Annotated in this window: 19 protein-coding genes; 8 read left to right on the top strand and 11 right to left on the bottom strand. The window is 74.8% G+C overall.

All coding sequences use genetic code 11. The features are described from left to right. Window positions 1-6: 6 nt before the first annotated feature. The 8 genes from ABT238_RS04125 to ABT238_RS04160 all read right to left on the bottom strand — a co-directional run bounded on the left by ABT238_RS04125 (window position 7) and on the right by ABT238_RS04160 (window position 8,600). Window positions 7-1,389: an aldehyde dehydrogenase family protein gene (locus ABT238_RS04125; protein ID WP_350755467.1), complete on the bottom strand. Its 1,383-nt coding sequence runs from the start codon at window positions 1,387-1,389 to the stop codon at window positions 7-9. Next, window positions 1,389-2,483, bottom strand: coding sequence for an AMP-binding protein (locus ABT238_RS04130; protein ID WP_350755468.1), 1,095 nt, complete (start codon window positions 2,481-2,483; stop codon window positions 1,389-1,391). Before ABT238_RS04130 ends, ABT238_RS04125 begins: the two co-directional genes overlap by 1 nt. Next, window positions 2,480-2,920, bottom strand: a complete 441-nt coding sequence (locus tag ABT238_RS04135; RefSeq protein ID WP_502884119.1) for a YybH family protein — start codon at window positions 2,918-2,920, stop codon at window positions 2,480-2,482. Before ABT238_RS04135 ends, ABT238_RS04130 begins: the two co-directional genes overlap by 4 nt. Next, a complete protein-coding gene (locus ABT238_RS04140) occupies window positions 2,917-3,720 on the bottom strand; it encodes an arylamine N-acetyltransferase family protein (RefSeq protein ID WP_350560287.1) in 804 nt (267 codons plus the stop codon). The genes ABT238_RS04135 and ABT238_RS04140 overlap by 4 nt, the downstream gene beginning before the upstream one ends. Window positions 3,721-3,836: 116 nt before the next feature. Beyond that, a complete protein-coding gene (locus tag ABT238_RS04145; protein WP_350755469.1) occupies window positions 3,837-5,792 on the bottom strand; it encodes an anthranilate synthase family protein in 1,956 nt (651 codons plus the stop codon). Next, window positions 5,785-6,558, bottom strand: a complete 774-nt coding sequence (locus tag ABT238_RS04150; protein ID WP_350560291.1) for a 2,3-dihydro-2,3-dihydroxybenzoate dehydrogenase — start codon at window positions 6,556-6,558, stop codon at window positions 5,785-5,787. The genes ABT238_RS04145 and ABT238_RS04150 overlap by 8 nt, the downstream gene beginning before the upstream one ends. A 154-nt stretch (window positions 6,559-6,712) precedes the next feature. Then, entirely contained in the window at window positions 6,713-7,888 is a 1,176-nt protein-coding gene (locus ABT238_RS04155; RefSeq protein ID WP_350560293.1) for a 3-deoxy-7-phosphoheptulonate synthase, read from the bottom strand. A 97-nt stretch (window positions 7,889-7,985) separates the two neighbouring features. Beyond that, window positions 7,986-8,600: a flavodoxin family protein gene (locus tag ABT238_RS04160; RefSeq protein ID WP_350560295.1), complete on the bottom strand. Its 615-nt coding sequence runs from the start codon at window positions 8,598-8,600 to the stop codon at window positions 7,986-7,988. Between the two features lie 246 nt (window positions 8,601-8,846). Between ABT238_RS04160 and ABT238_RS04165 the strand changes: the two genes are divergently transcribed. Together ABT238_RS04165 and ABT238_RS04170 are read left to right on the top strand one after the other, a co-directional pair. Next, window positions 8,847-10,004 (top strand): transaldolase family protein, encoded by a 1,158-nt coding sequence (locus ABT238_RS04165; RefSeq protein ID WP_350560297.1) that lies wholly within the window; start codon window positions 8,847-8,849, stop codon window positions 10,002-10,004. 157 nt (window positions 10,005-10,161) lie between these two features. Next, window positions 10,162-12,135, top strand: a complete 1,974-nt coding sequence (locus ABT238_RS04170; protein WP_350560299.1) for a helix-turn-helix domain-containing protein — start codon at window positions 10,162-10,164, stop codon at window positions 12,133-12,135. A 40-nt stretch (window positions 12,136-12,175) separates the two neighbouring features. On the opposite strand, the gene ABT238_RS04175 is transcribed toward ABT238_RS04170, so the two are convergent. From ABT238_RS04175 to ABT238_RS04185, 3 genes are all read right to left on the bottom strand, one after another. Beyond that, window positions 12,176-13,375, bottom strand: a complete 1,200-nt coding sequence (locus tag ABT238_RS04175) for an IS701 family transposase (protein ID WP_350560301.1) — start codon at window positions 13,373-13,375, stop codon at window positions 12,176-12,178. 207 nt (window positions 13,376-13,582) lie between these two features. After that, window positions 13,583-14,431 (bottom strand): NAD(P)H-binding protein, encoded by an 849-nt coding sequence (locus ABT238_RS04180; protein WP_350755470.1) that lies wholly within the window; start codon window positions 14,429-14,431, stop codon window positions 13,583-13,585. A 27-nt stretch (window positions 14,432-14,458) separates the two neighbouring features. Continuing rightward, a complete protein-coding gene (locus ABT238_RS04185) occupies window positions 14,459-15,655 on the bottom strand; it encodes an acyltransferase family protein (protein WP_350755471.1) in 1,197 nt (398 codons plus the stop codon). 231 nt (window positions 15,656-15,886) lie between these two features. On the opposite strand from ABT238_RS04185, the gene ABT238_RS04190 reads away from it, so the two are divergent. The 6 genes from ABT238_RS04190 to hrpA all read left to right on the top strand — a co-directional run bounded on the left by ABT238_RS04190 (window position 15,887) and on the right by hrpA (window position 24,661). Further along, window positions 15,887-16,867 (top strand): NADPH:quinone reductase, encoded by a 981-nt coding sequence (locus ABT238_RS04190; RefSeq protein ID WP_350755472.1) that lies wholly within the window; start codon window positions 15,887-15,889, stop codon window positions 16,865-16,867. 65 nt (window positions 16,868-16,932) lie between these two features. Continuing rightward, window positions 16,933-18,396, top strand: a complete 1,464-nt coding sequence (locus ABT238_RS04195) for an MFS transporter (protein WP_350560307.1) — start codon at window positions 16,933-16,935, stop codon at window positions 18,394-18,396. Window positions 18,397-18,442: 46 nt separating this feature from the next. Beyond that, a complete protein-coding gene (locus tag ABT238_RS04200; protein ID WP_350560309.1) occupies window positions 18,443-19,228 on the top strand; it encodes an alpha/beta fold hydrolase in 786 nt (261 codons plus the stop codon). A gap of 70 nt (window positions 19,229-19,298) precedes the next feature. Continuing rightward, on the top strand, window positions 19,299-19,862 hold the full coding sequence (locus ABT238_RS04205; protein WP_350560311.1) for a hypothetical protein: 564 nt from the start codon (window positions 19,299-19,301) through the stop codon (window positions 19,860-19,862). 72 nt (window positions 19,863-19,934) lie between these two features. Next, window positions 19,935-20,504 (top strand): hypothetical protein, encoded by a 570-nt coding sequence (locus tag ABT238_RS04210; protein WP_350755473.1) that lies wholly within the window; start codon window positions 19,935-19,937, stop codon window positions 20,502-20,504. Between the two features lie 155 nt (window positions 20,505-20,659). Beyond that, on the top strand, window positions 20,660-24,661 hold the full coding sequence (gene hrpA, locus ABT238_RS04215) for an ATP-dependent RNA helicase HrpA (RefSeq protein ID WP_502891391.1): 4,002 nt from the start codon (window positions 20,660-20,662) through the stop codon (window positions 24,659-24,661). Window positions 24,662-24,740 lie beyond the last annotated feature (79 nt).

Consider the following 24,740-nt stretch of genomic DNA (forward strand, 5'->3'; position numbering starts at 1 on the left):
ATCCGCTCAGCGGATGACGGTCTTGGTCCGCATCAGGAACTCCCCGAGGTAGCCGTCGTGCGGCACCCCCGGCCGGATCCAGTACGTCGGGTGGTCGCCCCGGTAGACGTTGGCGATGCTCGGCTCCCGCAGCAGCCGGTCGAACAGCTCGTCGTCCCCGGTGAGCGCGGTCAGCACCAGCGAGCCGCGCAGCGGGGCGGTCCCGGCCTCCGGGCTCCACGGCGCCACCCAGACGCAGGGGAAGGCGAGTTCGATCCCGGCCTGCTCGGCGTCCGGCCGGTCCAGCTGGTGCACGGCCGGGCGCAGCACCGCGCTGCCGTCGCCGAGTTCGGCCACCACGCCGTCCCCGCCGAGCCAGGCCCGGGTGCCGGCCGCGCGGCGCAGCAGGTACGCCTCGATCGCCCGGGCCTCGGCGACCGGCTGGACGGCGAGCACCGCCTTCTCGTCCTCCGGCGGGAGGGTGGGCAGCGCGGCGAGCCGTTCGGCGATCGCCCGGGCGAGCGGCGCCGGGTCGCCCTCGACCAGGACGGCGGTGGCGTTGATGCAGGCCACGCCGCCCTGGTGGGCGATCGAGTCGACGATGGTGTCCAGGTGCGCGCGCCAGTCGGTGTCCCGGGTGATCAGGATCTTGGAGCGGCCGGGGCCCTGCGGCAGCACGGTGCTGCCGGCGTACTTGCGCACCACCTCGTCGCCGCCGTAGACCATGCCGAGGTCGGCGCCGGCCAGCAGTTCGTCGGCGGCGTCGTGGTCGGTGGGCAGCAGTACCACCTGGTCGTGGCCGAAGCCGGCCAGCCGCAGCGCGGTGACCAGCCGGTGCGGGGTGAGCGGCTCCCGGCGGGAGGGCCGGACGGCGACCCGGTAGCCGAGCGCCAGCGCCTCCAGCCAGAGCCCGTGCGGGCCGGGGTGGTTGCCGGCCGCGTGGACGGCGAACACCTCGCCGCGCCGGGTCCACACCGCGCTGCCGCCGCGCGTCGCGTCGTCCCGCCAGTCGGCCACCGCCCCGGCCGGGCGGGCCTGCCGGGCGGCCCAGCCGGCCTTCTCGGCGGAGTCGGCGATGGACCGCACGGCCTCCCGGACCACCCCGATCGGCACCCCGGAGACCCGGGCGACGGCCCGCTGGTAGCCGGGCAGGTCCAGGCCGTCGATGCGCTCGGTGAGGAAGATCCGCCCGGCCCGGGCCAGCGCGGCGGCCCGCCGATCGGCCGGCAGCGGCTCGGCGGCGTGCAGGGCGCGCATCGCCCGGCTGACGAACAGCCTTGGCACCAGGCTGAGTTCGGCGAACGGAGCGCCGGTGACGTCCCCCACCACGGTGCGCCGGCGGGCCCGGTAGGGCTCCCCGGGGCCGAGCGCGTCCAGCTGCAGCAGGGCGGACCGCGGCTGCTCCGTCATCAGTACACCCCCTCGATCACCGTCTCGTCCTCGAACTCCCGGACCGGCGCGATGTCCGCGACCGAGTCGCCGGGCTGCCCGGGCGGCGCGGCGATCCGGGTGGCGAGGTCGCGCTCCAGGTTGTTGGGCACCAGCAGGCCCTTGGAGACGTGGTGCATCACCACCTGGCCGCGCTCGCCGTACTCGACCGTCCGCCCGGTCTCCGGGTCGACCACGCCGAAGCTCATGTACGGCGCGTAGGGGTCGTAGACGCAGGGGTCGTCGTCGGTCAGCCCGGGGCGCTCGCTGGCGTTGCCGAGGATCATGGTCGAGCCGTAGCCGCTGTAGAGGACGGCCCGGGGGAAGACCTCGGTGCGGTAGAGGTGGCGGGTGTCCGGGTCCAGCTGGGTGCCGACCCAGTTGATCGCCCGGACCTTCTCGTCCACCAGCTTCGCCAGGGCGTCCCGGCGGGCGATCCGCTCCAGCACCGGCGGGGTGCAGAGCAGCACGCCCACGTCCTGGGTCTCCAGCACGAAGGCGACCTGGTCGACGATGTGCTCGGCGTAGGCGGCGGCCTCCTCGCCCCGGCCCGCGGAGATCAGCTTCTTGACCCAGCGGGGGTCGAGGTCGACGGTGAAGGCGAGGCCGCCGCGGTGGGCGGTCTGCGCCTTGATGACGTCGCCGACCATGTGCGGGCCGGTCGGGCCGACGACCAGCCAGTTGACGCCCTGCGGCACGCCGTGCAGGTCGAGCTGGGCGCTGGACCAGCCGAGCAGCCGGTCCAGCCAGTCGCGCAGCAGCAGGACGCGCTTGGGCGCGCCGGTGGTGCCGCCGCTCTCGTAGACGCCGACCACCTCGGCGCTCCCGCCGTAGCCGCGCGGCAGCAGGTCCTCGACCCGGGCGGTGCGCAGCTCGTTGGCGAGGTTGGGGAACTTCGCGAGGTCGGCGTGGGTGGCGACCTCGGTGAGCGGGTCGAAGCCGAGCGAGCCGGCCCGGGAGAGCCAGAACGGGGAGCCGGTCTCCGGGGAGAAGTGCCAGCGCATCGCGGCGCGCAGGTAGGCGTCCGGGTCGGGGTCGGCGTCGAACGGCAGGTCGAGCAGCGGATCGGGGGTCACTGCGGTCCCTCCTCGGGGAGGCGGTCGGTGCCGGGCGGGTTGTCGATGACGTAGCGCCAGCGGCCGTCGGCGCCGCGCCGGGCGACGTCGGTGGCGGTGCCCTCGTCGTGGACCGGCCCGTCCGGGCCCTCGCCCGCGATCAGGTAGTCGCCGATCAGCAGGGCGAGGTCGCCGGCCACGTAGCAGTGCCGGACCTCGATCCGGATGGGCAGGCCGAAGGCGAGGAACCGGGCGACGGCGGCGCGCCGCTCGTCGCCGGTCACCACGTCGCCGGGGGTGTTGACGAAGACCGCGCCGGGTTCGAAGAGCCGCTCCACGGCCCGGGCGTCGCCGGCGTTGAAGGCCTCCGCGAAGACCAGGGGCAGCCGGGCCGGGTCGGTGGGGGGCGCCGAGGGATCGGCGCCCGGGCGGGGGTCGGTGGCGGTCACGGCGGTCATCCGGTCTGGACGCCGGCGGTGACGCCGCCCTCGGGCCGGGCGGGCAGCCGGTCGAGGCTGAAGCCGAAGTGGGTCTTGTAGGCCTCCAGCACGGCCGCGTCGCCGGCGAACTCCTCGGTGCTGCGCTCGCCGCCGGCCAGCGTGGCGAGCTGGTTGCCCTTGAGGGTGATCCGGCCGTCCTCGGTGCGCAGCGTGCAGAACACGTCCTGGAGGAAGGGCGACTCGGGCGCGGTGCGGTACCACCACAGGGTCGGGCGGAAGTCCTCGATCCGCACCGGGCGGTCGTCCAGCCGGTACAGCGGCTTGCCGTCCAGGATCACGTCGAAGCCGCCGCCCTCGACGTCGGCCAGCCGGTACTCGCCGTCCGGATCGTGCTGGACCTCGCGGGAGGCCAGCCGCAGCGGGTGCCGGCTGTTGCGGCCGAAGCCGGTGTCGACCAGCCACTGCTCGCCGTCCGCGGTGACCCGCAGGGCGAGGTGGCACAGGGCGGCGCCGAGCGTGCCGCCGGGGCGGTGGACCCGGCCGGGGAGGATCTCCACCGGGTAGCCGAGGGCGGTGAGCAGGAACGAGAAGGCCGGGTTCACCTCGTAGCAGCCGCCGCCCCGGTGCTGCCGGACGATCTTGTCGAGGACCTGCTCGTCCATGTGGACGGGCTCGTCGAGGTGGTAGCCGAGGTTCTCGAACGGCACGGACAGCACGTGCCGCTCCTGGAGGCGGGTGAGCGCGGCGAGGTCGGCCCGCTCGGGCCGTTCGGCGCCGATCCGGGCGAGATAAGCGTCCACCATGGCGTCGTCCAGCACGGTGATCTCCTTGTCGGTCGTTCCGGTGGTTCCGGTGGTTCCAGGGGTTCCGCCGGGGTTTTCCGGCTCCGGTAATGCTTTTCCAAGTGGAACGGGCGGGGGACGTGTACGACCCGTCAGGGGAATTCCGGCCGCTCCGGCGCTTTCCGCCCGCCCCGCGGTAATGCCAGCGCATGGGCGATCAGATCACCGGTGATCCGCACCCCGTCGCGGGTGAGCACCGACTCGGCGTGGAACTGCACCGAGGCGAAGCCCGGGCCGCGCAGCGCGTGCACCTCGCCGGTCGCGGCGTCCCGGGCGATCCGCACCGGGCCGACCCCGGGCGCCTCGAACCGCGCCGGGCCGTCGGCGCCGGCCGGCCAGGCGGCGGCGAAGGTGTTGTAGAAGCCGACCCGCTCGGCGGTGCCGAACAGGTCGATCGCGCGCTGCACGCCCTGGTTGGGCACCGCCCGGCGGACCAGCGGCAGGCCCAGCTCGGCGCTCAGCACCTGGTGGCTCAGGCAGACCGCCAGGAACGGGCGCCGCTCGGCCAGCAACTCCCGTACGGCTGAACGGAGATGGGCGATCTTCGGGTGCGCGGTGTCGCGCGGGTCGCCGGGCCCCGGCCCGAGCACCACCAGGTCCGCCCCGCCGAGGGTGTACGGCTCGTCGAACCGGCGGACGGCGACCTCCAGACCGAGCGCCCGCAGCTGGTGGCCGATCATCGCGGTGAAGGTGTCCTCGGCGTCCACCACCAGCACCCGGCGCCCGGCCAGCCCGGCGCGCGGCCGGGCCCGTTCGGCCTCCCCGGCGAGCCAGAAGTCCGCCAGGCCCCGGTTGCGCCCGGCCAGCGCCGCCCGCACGTCCGGGTGCGCGGCGAACCGGCCCCGGCCGCCGTCGGCCAGGGCGGCGAGCAGCCCGGCCGCCTTGGCCCGGGTCTCGGCCACCTCGGACCACGGGTCGGAGTGCCGCACCAGGGTCGCCCCGACGCCGATCCGCAGCCGGCCGCCGGCCGCGATGTCGGCGGTGCGGATGAGGATGCCGGAGTCCAGGGTCCGCCCGCCGGCCGCGTCCCGGCCGATCAGCGCGGCCACCCCGCTGTAGTAACCCCGGCCGCCGGGCTCGTACTTGGCGATCACCCTGGCGGCGGACTCCAGCGGGCTGCCGGTCACCGTCGGGGCGAACAGCGTCTCCCGCAGCACCTCGCGCGGATCCCGGCCGGTGCGGCCCTCGATGAAGTACTCGGTGTGCGCGAGCCGGGCCATCTCCCTGAGGTAGGGGCCGACCACCCGGCCGCCGCCCGGGCAGATCCGGGCCATCATCTTGAGCTCCTCGTCGAGCACCATGGAGAGCTCCTCGGCCTCCTTGCGGTCGGCCAGGAACTCCATCAGCCCCGCCAGGTCCGGGCCGCGCTCCGGGTAGCGGTAGGTGCCGCTGATCGGGTTCATCACCGCCCGCCCGCCGTGCACGCTGATGTGCCGCTCGGGGGTGGCGCCGACCAGCGTCCGCTCCCCGGTGTGCACCAGGAAGGTCCAGTAGGCGCCGCTCTCGCGCTGGAGCAGCCGGCCGAACAGGGTGAGCGCGGCGGCGGCGGTGTCCCCCTCGACCGTGGCGACGTAGGAGCGCTTGAGCACGAAGTTGGCGCCGGTGCCCTCGCCGATCTCCTCGGCGACCACCCGGCGGACGGTCTGCGCGTACTCCTCGTCGCCGAGGTCGAAGCCGCCGCCGGTCAGCTCGATCGGACCGTCCGGGAGGCGGGCCAGCAGCTCGGCGAGCGGCAGCACCGCCTGCTCGGTGACGCTCAGCGCGAGCAGCGGGGCGCCGTCGTCCGGCGCCTCGAAGCCGCGCTCGGCGATCTGCCGGTACGGGACGAGGGCGAGCAGCTCGTGCCGCTCGCCGGCCGGCTCCCCGGACGGTGACTCCTCGGACAGCGGCAGCCCGGCCAGCGCCGCCGGGGCGGACACCTCGCCGAGCAGCAGCTCGACCAGGCCGGGGCCGGTGGCCTCCGGCCGGTGCAGCAGCGCGAACGCGGGCGGACGCTCGGCCAGCACCCGGTCCAGGAGGGACGCCGGGGTGGGGGGTCTGCTACGCACCGAGCCCCGCACCCCCGTCCACCGTGAGCGCGTGCAGGGTGATGTGGCCGGCCTCGTCGGACAGCAGGAAGGCCACCGCGTGCGCGACGTCCTCCGGGCGGGCCAGCTTGCCGAGCGGGATGCCGATCTTGTAGGCGTCCGGCAGCCCGGCGACGGTGGCGGCCCGCCCGGCCTCGGCGTCCGACCACATCGCGCTGAGCATCGGGGTGTCGGTGGAACCGGGGGCGACCACGTTGCAGCGGATGCCGTGCCGGGCGACCTCCAGGCCGAGGCTGCGGGTGAAGTGGGTGGCCGCCGCCTTGGAGGCCGCGTAGGCGGCCATCTCGGTGCGCGGGACGAGGCCGGCGTTGGAGGCGACGGTGACGATCGCACCGCGCCCGCGCGGGATCATCCGCCGGACCACCGCCCGGGAGACCCGGAAGACACCCTCGGCGTTGATCGCGAAGGTGGTCCGCCAGTCCTCGTCGCTGAGGTCGCGGATCTCGCCGAGCCGCAGCACCCCGGCGTTGTTGACCAGGTGGTCGAGCGGGCCGAGCCGCTGCTCGGCGGCGTCGACGGCGGCCTCGACGGAGGCGCTGTCGGTGACGTCGGCGGGAACCGCGGCGACCGTGAGGCCCTCGGCGGTCAGCTTGCCGGCGAGTTCGGCGAGGCGGTCGGCGTCCCGGTCCACGGCGGCGACCAGCGCGCCGCGCTCGGCCAGCAGCCGGACCACGGCGGCGCCGATGCCGCCGGCCGCGCCGGTGACGAATGCCACCTTGTTTCGCATGTGCGGACCTCCCTGTGGGGCGCGGCCCGGGGGCGTGGGCCGCGGGTGGGTTGGGGTGGTGCACGGGACGGGTCGGGGTCGTACGGGGCGGTACGAGGAGGTGCCGGGCGGGACGAGGAGGTGCGGGGACGTGCGGGGAGGCGCGCGGCCCGGCTCAGGCGCGCCAGGCGGAGACCACGGCGAGGGCCTGGCCCGGGTTGAGCCGTGGGTCGCACAGGCTGGTGTACTTGTCGCCGACCCTGGCCAGCCCGGCCCCGTCGTCGGCGCACTCGGTGACGTCGTCCGGGGTGGTCTCCAGGTGCAGGCCCCCGTCGACGCCGCCCTCGGCGCGGACGGCCCGCTGGAACGCCTCCACCTCCCGCACCAGCGCCGGCACCAGGCGGGTCTTCAGCCCGTCCGGCCCGGGCACGGTGTTGCCGTGCATCGGGTCGCTGAGCCAGACCACCGGGTGCCCGGCCGTGCGGACGGCGCGGACCAGCCCGGGGAGGACCCCGGCGACCCGGTCGGCGCCGAGCCGGGCGATCAGGGTGAGCCGGCCGGGCTCGCGGCCCGGGTCGAGCAGGGCGCACAGCCGGACCAGCTCCTCGGCGGTGGTGGCCGGGCCGACCTTGCAGCCGACCGGGTTCACCACCCGGGCGAGCAGGGCGACATGGGCGCCGTCCGGGTGCCGGGTGCGCTCGCCGATCCACGGGAAGTGCGTGGAGGCGAGCAGCGGCCGGCCCGACCGGTCCCGGCGCAGCAGCGGCAGCTCGTAGTCCAGCAGCAGCGCCTCGTGGCTGGTCCACAGCGGCGGCCCGACGCCGGCCGGTTCGCCGGGGGCGAGCCGGCCGAGGTGGTCCATGACCCGCCGGGCCGCCTCGTAGCCGGCCGTCAGCCGGCGCGGGTCCGGGGTGCGCCGGACCGGGTCCGGCTCCGGGCCGTTGACCAGGTGGCCCCGGTAGACCGGGAGTTCGACGCCGTCGCAGCGCTCGGTGGGGTTCGAACGGGGCTTGGCGAACTGGCCGGCGATCCGGCCGATCCGCACCACCGGGCGGTGCGTGGTGAGCTTCAGCCGGCCGGCCAGCAGGCCGAGCAGCCCGGCCTTGCGGGCGACGTCCCCGGCGGTGCACTCCTGCGGGTCCTCGGCGCAGTCGCCGGCCTGCAGGACGTGCGCACGGCCCTCGGCGACCCGGGCGAGCAGGGCCCGCAGCCGGTGCACCTCGGCGGCCGCCACCAGGGCCGGACGTTCGGCCAACTCCTCGCGGACGGCGGCGAGTTCCACCTGATCCGGCCAGTCGGGCTGCTGCCCGGCGGGGCGGCCGGCGAGGGCGGCCGTGAGCGGGTCGTGCACTGTCCTCTCCCTCCCTGGTCGGCGGACGACGCGGACCACGCGAACCACTCAGGCCACGCGGGCCGCCGGGCCCGCGGGCCGCCGGGCCCGCGGGCCGCTACTCGGCGAGGCCGCCGACCAGGGCGGCCACCCGGACCACCCGGCGGGCCTGGAACTCGACGGCGGCGATGTTCTCCTCGTGCACCTGGCCCGGCACGTTGCGGGACACCGCGCTGGCCCCGTACGGGTTGCCGTTGTTCGGACGGAACAGCACCGGGTCGGTGGAGCCGGTGGCCAGGATCAGCGAGCCCCAGTGGCAGAACGCGTTGTGCAGCGCCAGGATCGCCGTCTCGTGGCCGCCGTGCGGCGCCGAGCCCGAGGTGAACGCGGAGACCGCCTTGTCGGCCAGCCCGCCGGGGATCGACAGCGGCGCCGTCGAGTCGACGAACCGCAGCACCGGCGCGGCCGGCAGGCCGAACCGCACCGGGGTGCCGATCAGGATGCCGTCCGCCCAGGCCAGGTCGGACAGGGTGGCCTCGGGGACGTCCGCGGTGCGCGCCCGCAGCGCGCGGGCGGCCTCCTCGGTGCCCGGGACGTAGGTGTCGTCCGGCAGGTCGGCGATCCGGCGCAGCCGCACCTCGGCGCCCGCCTTCCCGGCGGCGTCGGCCGCCGCCTCGGCCAGCCTGGCGACATTTCCGGTCGACGAGTAATAGATGACGGCAATCGTGGTCACGGCGGCGAACTCCTCGGGGACGGCGGCGCGTTCCCCTGATCGTTGACCGTGGACGGCCGAGCGGCCAACGGAGTTCCCGGCACTTCGTCAGGTGGCGGCGGACTCCATCAAATACTCGCCGATCCCCGTGCCGGCCCGACCTGACATTGACCGGAGGGCTCGCTTTTCCGGGCACGAATTGCTCTCTATCCTCGGTGCACGGCCCGTTTGCGGACCGTCGCAGAGCCGAGGAGCAGTGATCCCGCAGTGAAGAAGCCGCCGGCCGCCGCGCCCCGCACCGGGGACCTGCGGCCGCTGATCGCCGAAGGCGTCTCCCCCTGGCTGGACGGGATCAACCGCGGTCTGGCCACCTCGGGCCTGCTCGGCCGGCTGATCGAGCGCACCGGCCTGCGCGGCGCCACCACCAACCCCGCCCTGCTGGCCGGACCGCTGCGGCACGACCCGGTCTACGACGACCAGTTGGCCCGGCTGGCCGGCCACCACGTCTCCCCCGAGGGCTCGGTCTGGGCCACCACCGTGCACGACCTGCGGCTGGTCTGCGAGGAGTTCCTCGGGGTCTTCCGCACCACCCACGGCCACGACGGCCTGGTCTCGGCCGACCTGGACCCGCGGCTGGCCCACGATCCGGCCGCGACCGTCACGGAGGCCGTCGAACTGGCCCGCGCGGTGGACCGGCCCAACCTGCTGGTGAAGATTCCGGCCACCCCCGCCGGACTGACCGCGATCCGCGACTGCGTGGGCCTCGGGCTCGGCGTGCACGCCACCGGCCTCTACTCGGTGCGGCGCTACGGACAGGTGGTGGACGCCTACTTCGACGGCCTGGAGCAGGCGCTGGCGGCCGGCCGGCCGCTGGCCGCGATCGCCTCGGTGGCCTCGCTCCCGGTCGGCCGGGTCGACCGGGAGATCGACCGGCTGCTCACCGCGATCCCCGGACCGGACGCCGCGGCGCTGCGCGGCCTCACCGCCCAGGCGGCGGCCCGGCTGATGTACCGGTCGTACGAGGACCGGCTCGGCGACGGCCGCTGGCGCACCCTGCGCGCCTCGGGGGCCCGCCCGCAGCGGCTGCTGTGGACCGACTCGGCGCTGGGCGGGGCCGCCGCGCAGGCCCGGTACGTGGCCGGGCTGGTGTCCTGGGGCACCGCGCACGCGATGACCCGCCCGGTGCTGGAGGAGGCGGTGCGCAAGCTCCGGCTGGAGGGCGACACCCTGCTGGGCCGGTACGAGGCGGCCCGGGCGGTGCTCGACCGGCTGGGCCGCCTCGGCATCGACTACGACGCGGTGGCGCGGCGGCTGGAGGAGGAGAGCGTTCCCGGACTGGTCGAGCACTGGCGGCGCCTGCACGCCGCCGTCGGGAGCCGCCCGGCCGGCCGCTCCGGGGACCAGCAACCCGTCCGGTTGAGCTGACCGCATCGCCCCGCTGACACCCCGTCACCGCCTTGGCATGAGCGGCTGGTAAGGGCCCGGACCCGTTCTTGACGGGACCAACCGCCCCCGCATACCTTCCGATCAGCAGGCCGTCACGCACTCCTTCGTCCAGGAGGGCCTGGGGGGAGGGAAGGTCATGACGCGACGGTCGGCCGACTCAATCGCGTTCAACGTCCTGGAACTGCTGGCCAGCGAGGCGCCGGCCGCCGAGGTGGCGGAGCTGGTCGAGCAGGCCCGGCGGGGCTGCGAGTCCGCCCGGGAGCGGGAGGCGCTCTGCCGGATCGAGCAGCTCGGCCTGTCCATCCGCTCCCAGTCCCAGCGCCGCCGCCGGCGCGAGGCGGGGCTCACCGCGCTCGCCGACACCGCCCGCGATCTGGCCCTGCCGTACGAACTGGACAGCCTGCTGCGGGTGATCACCCGGCGGGCCCGGCTGCTGCTCGGCGCCGACGTGTCCTGCCTGACCACCGCCGAGCAGACCGGCGCCGGGCCGGAGCGGGTGCGGATCCGCACCACCGACGGCCCGAGCGGCTCGCTGCGGGCCGGCCTGGCCGTGCCCGAGGGCTTCGGCCTGGGCGGCGGCGTCCCCGCCGACCCGGGGCCGTTCTGGACCCCGGACTACCTCGCCGACGAGCGGATCCGGCGCAGCCCGGTGGTCGACGCGACGATCCGCGCCGAGGGGCTGCGCGCCGTGATGGCCGTCCCGCTCGGCCACCGCGCCCGCCCGTTCGGCACCCTGTACGTCGCCGAGCGCGCGGTGCGCTACTTCACCACCGAAGAGATCTCGCTGATGACCGCGCTCGGCGACCTCGCCGGAGTGGCGATCGAGAAGGCCCGGCTGCTGGAGCGGGCCGCCCGGCCGCCCGCCGGTCCACCGGCCCGCGCCGGTGACGGGGCGGGTGCCCCGGCGGACCCGGCCGGCGACCTCGCCGAGGTGCAGCGCGCCCTGGTCGACCTCGCGCTCTCCGGCAGCGACCCGCACGCCCTGGTCCGGGACGCCGGCCGCCGGCTCGGCCTGGGCCTGCGGGTGTACGCCAGCGACGGCACCGTGGTCGCCTCCGCCGGTGAGCTGCCCGAGCTGGACGAGCCGACCGTGGTGGCCACCGCCGTCGACACCCACGCGGCCGGCCGCCCGGTCCGGCTGGCCGGACCGCTCTGGGCCGCGCCGGTGCGCGCCGGCTCCACCGACCTGGGCACCCTGCTCGCCCGCCCGTCCGGCCGGCGCGCCGACCTGGCCGCGGAGTTCTGCCAGAGCGTCGCGCAGGCGCTCGCGGTCGCCCTGCTGCTGGAGGGCGGGCGGTCCGCCGCCCCGGCGCGCCCGGTCCGCGACGAACTGCTCGACGAACTGCTCAGCAACCCCCAGCGCCCGCCCCAGCAACTGGCCGACCGGGCCCGCCGGGTGGGCATCGACCTGTCCGCCGAGCACGTCCTGGTGGTCGCCCGGCCCGAGGGCGAGGCGCAGGGGCGCACCGCGACCTGGGCCGGTCTGTACGCGCACCGGATGGGCGGCCTCAAGCGGGTGCACAACGGCCGGGCGGTGCTGCTGCTGCCCGGCACCGACCCGGGCCGGGCCGCCCGGGCGGTCGCCGAGGAGCTGACCCCGCTGCTCGGCCTGCCGGTGACGGTCGGCGCCGCCGGGCCGGTCTGCGACCCGACCTCGGTGCTGCACGGCTACCGGGAGGCGCTGCGCTGCCTGGACGCGATGACCTCGCTGGGCGCCGTCGGGCGCGCCGCCTCGGCCCGCGAACTCGGCTTCGTGGGCGTTCTGCTGGCCGACAACCACGACATCGACGGCTTCATCGAGTCGGCCGTCGGGCCGGTCCTGGACTACGACCGGCAGCGGCTCACCGAGCTGACCCGCACCCTGCAGGCCTGGTTCGAGACCGGCAACAGCCCGACCCACGCGGCGCAGCGCCTGCACGTCCACCCCAACACGGTGGCGCGGCGGCTGGAGCGGATCGGCGAACTGCTCGGCGCGGACTGGCTGAAGCCCGAGCGCTCCTTCGAGATCCAGCTGGCGCTGCGGCTCTGCCGGGTGCGCCGCGTCCTGCTCGACCGGGACGCCCGGGACCAGGGCGACACCGGCCACGGCCGCACCGGCCCGGCGCTCTGACGTCACGTCACCTTCCGGGTCGGGGCGCCGCGGCCAGCCGTCACAGCCGGTCGTCGCCGCGGGCCAGCACCGCCACCGCGTGCGCCGCCGAGGCCAGCGTGATGTGCCGGTGCCAGCCGCCGAACGAGCGCCCGGCGAAGTCCCGCACCCCGACCCGGTCGGCGGTCCGGGTGAAGTCCCGGTCCACCCGGTCGGCCAGCCGGGCCAGCCGGACCAGCCCGGCCGTCGGCAGGTCGACCAGGTCGGTGAGCCACAGCTCGGCCGGCCAGCGCCCGCCGGCCGCGCCCACCCCGAGCAGCAGCAGGTCCCCGCCGCCGCGCCGCCCCCGGTTCTCCCGGGCCGGCCCCGGCCAGGCCGGACGCACCCGCACCGCGGCGACCAGCCCGGCCCGCAGCGCGCCCGCCGCATCCGACCAGACCACCGGCCGGCGCAGCTCCCGGGCGGCGGTGAGCAGGTGGCAGGCCGGCCCCGGCCCGGCCGGGTGGCCGGGCAGCGGCGCCACCGGCCGCAGCGGGAACGAACCGCTCACCCGGACCAGCATCGGCAGCCGCTCGGCCCGCATCCGGCGCACCAGCCGCAGCCCGTCGGCGTCCCGGGCGTCCGCGACCACCGGGCGGGCCGGCAGCCCCCAGCGGGCGGGCAGGCCGAGCACCGCCTCCAGCGCGCAGTCCCCCAGGGTCTCGGCGTCCACCTCGTCGGGGATCAGCGCCTGGCTGCGCCGCGGCGCGTCCTCCAGCCAGGTCCGCGGCAGGTGCAGCCGCCAGTTGACCGGCGCGCTGAAGCTCTCCGAGGCGGCCCAGACGCCCACCGCCTGCTGGGCGTTGAGCACCTGGCCGAGGGCCGGGATGAAGCGGCGGTCCACGCCGACCGAGTGGTCGCCGGCCTTCGGGACGACCATCGGCCGCAGCACGTACGCCTGCGGCGGGGCGATCCGGGCCAGGTGCTGGGCCAGTGCCTGGCGCACCGGCCGCCAGTCCCAGGTGGAGCTGGTGATGAAGTGGTGCAGGCTCTGCTCGGCGGCCGGTCCGCCGACCACGGTGGCGATGTTGCGGATCGACTTGCGCCCGCGCGCGCCGAGCAGCCCGTGCAGGTACTGGCCGCCCTTGCGCCGCTGGTCACTGCGCGGGAGCGAGGCGAACAGCACCGCGCACAGCTCCTTGAGCAGCACCTCGTGCGAGGCGTCGAGCACCCGGCCGTCCTCCGGCGGGGCCTGCGGCTCCACCGGCAGGAATCGGGTCATGACGGGACCGCTCATCGTTCCCCCTCGAATGGCGGTTGGCTGCGCCGTGCTCACGCTAGGGTCCGCGCCGCGCCCCGCTAAGGTGCGCGGCCCACCGCTCCGGCACGGTCGGTGGTGGCCCGGCCACCGGGCTCCCGCCGACCGGTGCGGCGCATCCGCATTCCGGTACGGCGGGAGCGGCGGCGCCGACGGCGCCCGGGCGGGTGCTCAGGCGGTGAAGTCCGCGGCGTGGTCGCGGGCCCACTCGGCGAAGGTGCGGGCCGGACGGCCGGTGAGCCGCTCGACCGTGTCGGACACCTCGGCCGGGACGCCGTCGGAGCCGGCCCAGTAGCCGACCACCGCGTCCATCACCCAGACCGGCACGATCGGGGCGAGCGCCTCGCGCGCCTCGGCCTCGGTCAGCTCCTCGAACTCCAGCGGCCGCCCGAGCGCCCCGGACAGCGCCGCCAGCTGCTCGCGCTGGGTGATCGAGACCGGGCCGCTGATGAAGTACGCCTGCCCCTCGTGGCCGCCGCCGGTGAGCGCGACCACCGCGACGGCGGCGATGTCCTTCTCGTGGATCGCGTCGCTGTGCGACTCCGGGTACGGGAAGCGGATCCGCCCCTCGGCCCGGATCGACTCCGGCCAGCCCCACATCAGGATGTTGGTGGCGAAGTTGTGCGGCCGCAGGAGGGTGTACGGGATCCCGGAGGCGAGCACCGCCTCCTCGACCGCGCGGTGCATCTCGACGATCGGCTTCTGCACCGGGAGGGCGTCCACCACGGTCTGCGAGGAGAGCACCACCACGTGCCGCACGCCCGCCTCCTTCGCCGCGGCGAGGAAGCCGGCCGTGCCCTGCGGGACGGCGTAGAGGAACACCTTCTCGACGCCGGCCAGCGCCGGACCCCAGGTGCCGGGGTCGGTGAGGTCGAGCACGGCGGTCTCGACGGGGGCCGGCGGCGCCAGCCTCTCCGGGGTCCGGGCGCCGGCCCGGACGTCGGCGCCGGCCGCCAGCAGTTGTGCCAGCACCTCGGCGCCGACCTGGCCGGTCGCCCCGGTGACGAGGATCTTGCCCATGGGTACGGCTCGCTTTCTCGACGTCGGTCAGGAAGGCCGGGACGCGGTCGTCCCGGCCGGTTTGCGGCGCGGGGAGGAGAACCGCCGGGTGATCGGCGCCTCGACCAGCCGGTACAGCACCCAGGAGAGCAGCACGGTCACCGCGACGGCGAGCAGCAGCAGGCCGACACCCTCGACCGTGGAGTACATCCGGGTGCCGAGCAGGTCGCGCAGCTCGGTCAGCACGATGAAGTGCAGCAGGTAGAAGGCGAAGGAGATCTCGCCGAGCCAGGTCATCACCCGGTTGCGGAACGGGGTGAACCGGCCGTCCCGGTCGGCGATCGCGGCGGAGGCGACGAGCAGCGCGATCGGCACCACGGTGGCGGCCCGCTGGGCGTAGAGGTAGGGCACCCAGCGGGTGACGGCGTAGCCGGCCACCAGCAGCACGCCGGACCAGACCATGCCGATGTCGCGCCAGCGGCCGGAGCGCACCGCGAGGGCGACCAGGATGCCGAGCGCGAAGTCGACCATCCGCACCGGCGGGAGCACGTAGGCGAACCAGTACTGGGAGACCGAGGCCTGGTAGCCGCCGGGGACGCCCGGGGTGTCGGGCAGCACCAGGTAGGCGAGGGCGGGGGTCGCGACGACGGCGGCCACCGCCCCGGCTATCCAGTACTTCAGCCGCTCCGGGCGGATGGTGCGCAGCGCCCGGTGCAGCAGCGGGAAGGAGAGGTAGAAGACCAGCTCGGCGCCGAGCGACCAGCTCGGCGGGTCGACGCTGAAGTAGGTGTTGAAGTCGGGGATCCAGACCTGCAGCATCAGCAGGTTGAGGACCGCGGTGCGGGCCGGGGTGTAGGTGCTCGCGAACAGCACCATGGCCAGTGCCCAGGCGACCACGTAGTTGGGGACGATCTTCACCAGGCGCCGCCGCCAGAACCCGGTGGCGGTGTCGCCGGGGCGGGCCGACCAGGTCAGCACGAAGCCGCTGAGCACGAAGAAGAACGCCACGCCGAGACCGCCGGCCTGGTCGGCGAGGTCGGTGAAGCGGTACTCGGTGCTGTCGTCGGCGAAGAACCGCAGGGTGGGGATCGGCAGCGCCGCGTGGTAGGCGAAGACCGCGAGGGCGGCCGGGAAGCGCAGGCCGGTGAGGGACGGCAGGCGGACGGCGGCCGGGCGCGCCGTGCCGGGTCCGCTCCCGCCGGCGGGTCTCGGTCCCGGCTGGGCGAGGAGTCGGTCGGTGGCCATGGTTCCCGTCCTTGGTGTCGAGCCGGTGGGCGGGGACGAAGGCAGGCCGGCCCCACCCGCAGGCCAAGTAAACTACTCCGTGCAGATGAGAGATTGCACCGATCGGTGTAGCATCTATGTCAGGTCGGGGGACACCCCGTCCCCATCCGGCTTCCCGTTCGAGGCAAGGGAGTTGACGTACGATGCCGCGATCCGCCGCTACCCGTCCGCCGCTCCCGCAGGATCGGCCCCATGCGTGCAGCGTTCATCCCGCGGCTCGGACCGGCCACGACCATCCGTCACGGCGAGGTGCCCGAGCCGGTCCCCGGCCCCACCGATGTCCTGGTCCGGGTGGCCGCGGTGTCGGTCAACCCGGTCGACACCTTCGTCCGCTCGGGGCTCTACCGGACCCCACTGCCCTTCCCGTTCGTGATCGGGCGGGACCTCGTGGGCACGGTGGTCCGGGCCGGCCCCGGCGCCCCCGGCTTCGGCCCCGGTGACCGGGTCTGGTGCAACAGCCTCGGCCACGGCGGCCGGCAGGGCGCGGCGGCCGAACGGGCGGCCGTCCCCGCCGACCGGCTCTACCACCTGCCGCCGGGCGTCGACCCGGCCGAGGCCGTCGCCGTGGTCCACCCCGCGGCCACCGCGCACCTCGCCCTGTTCACCCACGGCGGGCTGCGCACCGGCGAGACCGTGCTGGTCGGCGGCGGAGGCGGCAACGTCGGCGGCGCCCTGATCGTCCTGGCCGCCGAGGCCGGCGCCCGGGTGGTCGCCACCGCGAGCCCCGCCGACGCCGAACACTGCCGGGCCCTCGGCGCCACCGAGGTGCTCGACTACCGCGCCCCCGACCTGCCCGAACGGCTCCGCGCCGCCTGCCCCGGCGGCATCGACGTCCACCTCGACACCTCGGGCGCCAACGACCTCGCCACCGCCGTCGACCTGCTCGCCCCGCGCGGCCGGATCGTGCTGCTCGCCGGCGCCCGCTCCCGCCCCGAACTGCCCGCCGGCGCCCTGTACATGAAGGACGGCTCGATCCGCGGGTTCGTCATCTCGCACGCCACCACCGCCGAACTGGCCGGCGCCGCGGTCGCCGTCAACCGGCTGCTCGCGGCCGGGCGGCTGCGCCCGCGGGCCCTGGAGATACGCCCGCTGAGCGACGCCGCCGAGACCCACCAGCGCCTGGAGAAAGGCGAGTTGAACGGCCGCCGGGTGGTCCTGACCCCCGGGCCGTGACGGCTCGCGACCCGTCCCCCGCACGCCCCGTCCCGCGCTCCCCGACCGCCTCCGAAAGGCTCCCCATGTCCCCGTCCGCCGGCGCCGAGCAGGCCGCCGGGCCGCGCCGCTCGGGCCTCCTGCTGGCCCTGCTGGCGTTCGCCCAGTTGATCGTCTCGATCGACTACAACATCGTCTACGTGGCGCTCCCGGAGATCGGCAGCGGCCTCGGCTTCTCCGCGCAGACCCTGCAGTGGGTGGTCAGCGCCTACGCGGTGGCCTTCGGCGGCTTCCTGCTCTTCGGCGGCCGGGCCTCCGACCTGTTCGGCCGCCGCCGGATGTTCGTCCTCGGCCTGCTGCTGTACGCCGGTTCCTCGCTGCTCGGCGGCCTGGCCACCGCCCCCGGCCTGCTGGTCGCGGCCCGCGCCCTGCAGGGCCTCGGCGGCGCCTTCCTGTTCCCCGCCACCCTCGCCCTGGTGGTCACCGGCTTCGCCGAGGGCCGCGAGCGCAACCGGGCCCTGTCGGTCTGGGCGGCGGCCGGTGCCAGCGGCATGATCATCGGCTCGCTGGCCGGCGGGGTGCTCACCGAGGCCTTCGGCTGGCAGGCGGTCTTCTACGTCAACGTGCCGCTGGCCGGCGGCGCCGCCCTGCTCGCGCCCCGGCTGATCCGCGCCGACGGGCCGCGCGAGGGCGGGCGCTCCTTCGACCTGCCCGGCGCGCTGACCTCCACCGCCGGCGCCACCCTGGTGGTCTTCACCCTGGTCCAGGCACCCGCCTCCGGCTGGACCTCGCCGCTGGTGCTGATCACCGCCGTGCTCGGCCTCGGCCTGCTCGCCGCCTTCGTGGCGATCGAGTCCCGGGCCGGCGACCCGCTGATGCCGCTGCGGCTCTTCCGCAACCGCAACCTCTCCACCGGCGCGGTCACCACCTTCCTGTTCATGGCGAGCTTCGGCACCCTGCTGTACTTCCTGACCGTCTACTTCCAGACCGTGCACGGGTACAGCGCGCTGCGCACCGGCATGGCCTTCCTGATCCCGATGGCCTGCGGCTTCCTCGGCTCGATGCTGGGCGGCCGGCTCGCCACCCGCTTCGGCGCCCGCAACACCCTGATCGCCTCCTACCTGATCGGCGCGCTCGGCACCGCCGCGACGGCGCTGACCATGGAGCCGGACGGCGGCTACGTCGCCCTGCTGCCCGGCCTGGTGGTGCTCAGCGTCTGCCAGGGCGTCATCTTCACCACGATGTTCGCCGCCTCCGCGACCGGGGTGCACCCCTACGAGCAGGGCATCGCCTCCGGCATCGTCTCCACCGGCCAGCAGGTCGGCAGCGCGGTCGGCCTCGGCGCCCTGGTCGCGATCGCCAACGCCGGCACCGAGGGCCTGACCGGCGAGGCGCTGCGCTCGGCCACCACCGACGGCCTGCGCACCGCCGTGCTGGTCGCCACCGGCGGCATCGTCGCGCTGGTCCTGGTCGCGCTCGGCTTCGAACGCGCCCCGCGCCCGGACGCGGCCGCCGTCGACGACGACAGCGCCGCCAAGAGCCTCGCCTGACCCGTCCGTCCCGTTTCCGTCCGCATCTTCGAGGAGAACCTCCGCCATGCCCTTCGTCACCAGCCCCAGCGCCCGCGTCTCCTACGCCGTCGAGGGCTCCGGCCACCCGCCCCTGGTCTTCGTGCACGGCACCGGCTTCGGCGCCGCGGGCACCTTCGGCCACCTCACCGGCAACTTCACCGACGTCCGCACCGTCCTGCTGCCGGACTTCGCCGGCTGCGGCGACACCGAGGACGACGGCCGCGAGCTGACCCCGGAGCTGCTCGCCGAGCAGATCGCCGCCGTGATCGAGGCGGCCGGCGGCGGCCCGGCCGACCTGGTCGGCTTCTCGCTCGGCTCGCTGGTCGCCGCCACCCTCGCCGCCCTGCGCCCCGAGCTGGTGCGCAGCCTGGTGCTCACCTCCGGCTGGACCCGCCCGGACGACACCTACCTGCGCAACCACATGACCACCTGGCGCGCCATCAGCGGCGACGCCGATGCCTTCGGCCGGTTCGGCACCCTGACCGCGTTCAGCCGCGACCACCTGAACTCCCTCCCGGCCGAGGTGGTCGACGCCATCGTCAAGGGCAACCAGCCCACCGAGGGCGCGCTGCGCCACATCGAGCTCAACCTGACCGCCGACATCCGCCCGCTGCTGCCCCGGATCACCGCGCGCACCCTGGTGATCGGCTGCACCCAGGACGGCACCGCCCCGGTCGGGCTCTCCCGCGAGCTCGCCGAGGCCATCACCGGCAGCACCTACGCGGAGTTCGACAGCGGCCACGTGGTCGTCTACGAGCAGGGCGACGCGTGGTCCCGCCTGGTGCGTGACTTCGTCCTCCAGGAGGACTGATCCCGCGGGTCGAACGGCTGTCGCTCCCCGGGTGATGACGTCACATCACCCGGGGAGTAGCGTGTCCACCGTGGACGAACTGACCTTCCGCGCGAAGGACCGCCACCGCCGGTCCTGGCTCCACCTCGCCCAGGTCGGGGCCCTGCTGGCGCTCGCGGGCACCCGGATCGCGATCGACCTCGGCATCCAGGTCCTGCTCTGGACGACCGGCGGCCTCGCCGCGCTCATCGGCCTGCACCACCTGGCCGCGAGCGAGCCATGGAGCACGGTCGGGCCCGCCGGGGTGACCATCCGCGGGACCTACCGCCGCCGCGCCCGCGCCCACCCCTGGCGCGACATCCGGTGGATCGACGTGTACGAGGCGAAGAGCCCGTTCGGAACGTACCGCGCACCGCGGATCCACCTCGCCGACGGACGGCGCCAGGTCCTGGCGGGACTCTCCCAGGACCCCACCCACCCCTCTCCCGACTTCGACGAGCAGGTGCGGCGCGTCCGCGGCCTGTGGGAGCTGAACACCGACCCCGCCGCCCGGGTACGGCCGGCGGAGCGGCGCCGCGACCGGCTGACCCCCGGGCGGGTCGGCTTCCTCACCGCCGTCCCCGTCCTCATCGTGGCCTTCCTCCTGTGGAGATGACGGCGGACGGGCCAACGTTCGGTCCTGCCACAGGTGATGACATCGCGTCACCCCGCGCGTAGGGTTTCGAACGTGAACGAACTGGTGTTCCGGGGGCGGGACCGCTACCGCCCGTCCTGGTCGCTGCTCGCCGTGTCGCTCGTCGTGCTGGCCGTCGAGGGCGCCGCCGCCGCCCGCGGTCTCGGCCTCACCGGATTCCTGTGGCTCGCCGGCGGAAGCCTCGCCCTCCTCGGCCTCTGCCTGGCGCTCGCCCTCCGGGGCTTCAGCGCGGTCGGACCCGAGGGCATCACCATCTGCTGGGGCTTCGGGCGCGGCCGTACCCACCCCTGGCACGAGATCCGCTGGATCGATGTGCGGACCGGCAGGACCGAGGGCGGGACCGGCTCCCAGGTCCGGATATTCCTCGCCGACGGCCGGCGCCGCGCGCTCCCCGGGCTGGTGGACAGCCCCCTGTACCCCTCGCCGGACTTCGAGGAGCAGTACCGCCGCATCGTCGCCCGGTGGGAGCTGAACACCGAGGAGTCCGTCCGCGTCCGGCCCCGGAAGCGGCTCCGGGACCGGATCACCCCCACGGTGGCCGGCCTCCTCGCCGGGCTCGCCCTCATCCCCGCCGGCCTGCTGGTCCTCGTTCTGATGAGGTGATCCCGGCCGCCCCTCACGCACGGCGACCGCGCCGCCGCGGACGGTGCCGGAGACGCCCCGGGCCGCCATTGGCAGCGCACCGCCGTCCCCTGTGACACTGGAGTCGCTCGAAAACCGAGGTGCGCTCCGCCGCATCTCCTTGCGAACCTAGAGGGATGCCCGCCGTGAGTTCTCCCGCAGTCCAGTCCGCCGCCGAGTCCGCCCGGAGCGAGGAACCCGGCATCGGCGAGCTGGCCGCGCGCCTGCCCGAGCTGACCCTGCGCGACCAGGTGCGGATCGGCCGCCGGCTGGACGGCGCGCGCCGGGTCCGCAAACCCGAGGCGCGCGCGAAGATCGCCGCCGAGATCGCCGCCGACATCGGGAAGGCCGAGCTGCTGGTCGAGCGGCGCCGCGCCGCCGTGCCGGCCATCGAGTACCCCGCCGAGCTGCCGGTCAGCCAGAAGAAGGACGCGATCCTCGAAGCCGTCCGCGACCACCAGGTGGTGATCGTGGCGGGCGAGACCGGCTCCGGCAAGACCACCCAGATCCCCAAGATCTGCCTGGAGCTGGGCCGCGGCGTGCGCGGCCTGGTCGGCCACACCCAGCCCCGCCGGATCGCCGCCCGCACGGTGGCCGAGCGGGTCGCCGAGGAACTGCACAGCCCGCTCGGCGAGGCGGTCGGCTGGAAGGTCCGGTTCACCGACCAGGTCGGCCCCGACACCCTGGTCAAGCTGATGACCGACGGCATCCTGCTCGCCGAGATCCAGACCGACCGCGAGCTGCGCCAGTACGACACCCTGATCATCGACGAGGCGCACGAGCGCAGCCTCAACATCGACTTCCTGCTCGGCTACCTCAAGCAGCTGCTGCCCCGCCGCCCCGACCTCAAGGTGATCATCACCTCGGCGACCATCGACCCGGAGCGGTTCGCCCGGCACTTCGAGGACGCCCCGATCGTCGAGGTCTCCGGCCGCACCTACCCGGTCGAGGTCCGCTACCGCCCGATCGCGCAGGACGCCGACGAGGACGGCGACACCGACGAGGCGGACCGCGACCGCGACCAGATCCAGGCGATCTGCGACGCCGCCGAGGAGCTCCAGGCCGAGGGCCCGGGCGACATCCTGGTCTTCCTCTCCGGCGAGCGCGAGATCCGCGACACCGCCGACGCGCTCGGCAAGCTGAAGCTCAAGAGCACCGAGATCCTCCCGCTCTACGCCCGGCTCAGCTCCGCCGAGCAGCACAAGGTCTTCCAGCGCTCCTCCTCCCGCCGGATCGTGCTGGCCACCAACGTCGCCGAGACCAGCCTGACCGTCCCCGGCATCAAGTACGTGATCGACCCGGGCACCGCCCGGATCTCCCGCTACAGCCACCGCACCAAGGTCCAGCGGCTGCCGATCGAGGCGATCAGCCAGGCCAGCGCCAACCAGCGCAAGGGCCGCTGCGGCCGTACCTCGGACGGCATCTGCATCCGGCTCTACTCGGAGGAGGACTTCCTCTCCCGCCCCGAGTTCACCGACGCCGAGATCCTGCGCACCAACCTCGCCTCGGTCATCCTCCAGATGACCGCCGCCGGCCTCGGCGACATCGCCGCCTTCCCGTTCCTGGACCCGCCGGACTCCCGCAACATCAAGGACGGCATCAGCCTCCTGCACGAGCTGGGCGCGCTCGACCCGGAGGAGAAGGACGTCCGCAAGCGGCTCACCCCGCTCGGCCGCAAGCTGGCCCAGCTCCCGGTGGACCCCCGGATGGCCCGGATGGTCCTGGAGGCGGACCGCAACGGCTGCGTGCGCGACGTCATGGTGATCGCCGCCGCGCTCTCCATCCAGGACCCGCGCGAGCGCCCCGCCGAGAAGCGCCAGGCCGCCGACGACCGGCACCGCCGGTTCACCTCGGAGACCTCCGACTTCCTCTCCTTCCTGTCGATGTGGCGCTACGTGCGCGAGCAGCAGCGCGAGCTGTCCTCCTCCGCGTTCCGCCGGATGTGCAAGGCCGAGTTCCTCAACTACCTGCGGATACGGGAGTGGCAGGACATCTACTCCCAGCTGCGCACGGTCGCCAAGCAGCTCGGCGTCACCATCGAGGAGGCGCACGACGACGCCGAACCGGACGCCGACCGGATCCACCAGTCGCTGCTGGCCGGCCTGCTCTCCCACATCGGCCTGTACGACGTGGAGAAGCGCGAGTACGGCGGCGCGCGCGGCGCCCGGTTCGCGGTCTTCCCCGGCTCCGGCCTGTTCAAGAAGCCGCCGCGCTGGGTGATGTCCGCCGAGCTGGTGGAGACCTCCCGGCTCTGGGCCCGGATCAACGCGAAGATCGAGCCGGAGTGGGTCGAGCCGCTGGCCGGCCACCTGGTGAAGCGCACCTACAGCGAGCCGCACTGGGAGAAGAAGGCCGGGGCCGTCCTGGCGTACGAGAAGGTCACCCTCTACGGGGTGCCGGTGGTCGCCCAGCGGAAGGTCAACTACGGCCGGATCGACCCGGAGCTCTGCCGCGAGCTGTTCATCCGCAACGCCCTGGTCGAGGGCGACTGGGAGACCCACCACCGCTTCTTCGCCGAGAACCGCAAGCTGCTCAGCGAGGTCGAGGAGCTGGAGAACCGGGCCCGCCGCCGGGACATCCTGGTCGACGACCAGACGCTGTTCGAGTTCTACGACGGCCGGCTGCCCGACGACGTCGTCTCCACCCGGCACTTCGACTCCTGGTGGAAGCAGGCCCACCGGGACCAGCCCGACCTGCTCAACTTCGAGAAGTCGATGCTGATCAACGACGCCGCCGACGGCGTCACCGAGGCCGACTACCCGGACCACTGGCAGCAGGGCCGGCTCCGCTTCAGGCTCACCTACCAGTTCGAGCCGGGCAGTGACGCGGACGGCGTGACCGCGCACATCCCGCTGCCGGTGCTCAACCAGGTCACCGCGGAGGGCTTCGACTGGCAGATCCCGGGCCTGCGCGAGGAACTGGTCACCGCCTGGATCAAGTCGCTGCCGAAGGCGGTGCGGCGCAACTTCGTGCCCGCTCCGGACTTCGCCCGCGCCGCGCTGCGCGAGCTGAGGAACCACCAGGAGCGCCAGGAGCCGCTGCTGCCGGCCCTGGAGCACGCCCTGAAGCGCCTGACGGCCGTCACCGTGCCCCCGGAGGCCTGGGACGAGGAACGGGTCCCGGAGCACCTCAAGGTGACCTTCCGGGTGGTGGACGGCCGCAAGAAGCTCGCCGAGTCCAAGGACTTGGAGGAGCTGCGGCTGCGCCTCAACCCGAAGCTGAAGGAGACGCTCTCCTCGGCCGCCTCCGGCCGGGGCATCGAGCGCTCCGGGCTGACCGCCTGGCCCGAGGACCTGCCGGTGCTGCAGCGCACCTTCGAGCAGCGCTCCCGCGGCCACTCGCTGCGCGCCTACCCGGCGCTGGTCGACGAGGGGGAGACGGTCGGCATCCGGCTGTTCGACACCCCGCAGGCCCAGGAGAAGGCGATGTGGGCGGGCACCCGGCGGCTGCTGATGCTCTCCACCACCTCGCCCGCCAAGTCGATCCAGGGCCGGCTGGGCAACCAGGCCAAGCTCGCCCTGTCGTACAACCCGCACGGCTCGATCCCGGCGCTGTTCGAGGACGTGGTGGCCTGCGCGGCGGACCGGCTGATGACCCTGGCCGGCGGTCCGGCCTGGGACGAGGCGGCGTTCGGCGTGCTGCGCGACAAGGTCCGGGCCGATCTGTACGACCTCTCGGCGGACACCACGCTGAAGACGGCCACCGCGCTGATCGCCTTCCACAAGGCGTCGACCCGGCTGAAGTCGGTGAGCAGCCCGGTGCTGCTGACCGCGGTGAACGACATCCGGCTGCACCTGGCCTCGCTGGTGCACCCGGGCTTCGTCACCGAGACCGGCTGGCAGCGGCTGCCGGACCTCAAGCGCTACCTGCTGGCGGTGGACCGCCGGCTGGAGGCGCTGCCCAACCACCCCCAGCGGGACGCCCAGCAGCTGACGAAGGTCCAGCAGGTCCAGCAGGCCTACGGGGAGCTCCTGGCGGCCGTACCGGCCGGCCGGGAGCCCTCCCCCGAGGTGCGCGCGGTCCGCTGGATGATCGAGGAGCTGCGGGTCAGCTTCTTCGCCCAGTCCCTGGGCACGCCGACGCCGGTCTCGGAGAAGCGGATCGCCAAGGCGATGGAGGCGGCCAGGGCCACGCTCTGAGCTGCGCCGGGGGCCCTCGGGAGCCGGTTCGACCTGGGGGCCCCACATGGGCTACGATCTGTCTTGTTCGCAGCGAGGG

The organism is Kitasatospora sp. NPDC001527 (assembly GCF_040298605.1).
In the GTDB taxonomy this organism is placed as follows: domain Bacteria; phylum Actinomycetota; class Actinomycetes; order Streptomycetales; family Streptomycetaceae; genus Kitasatospora.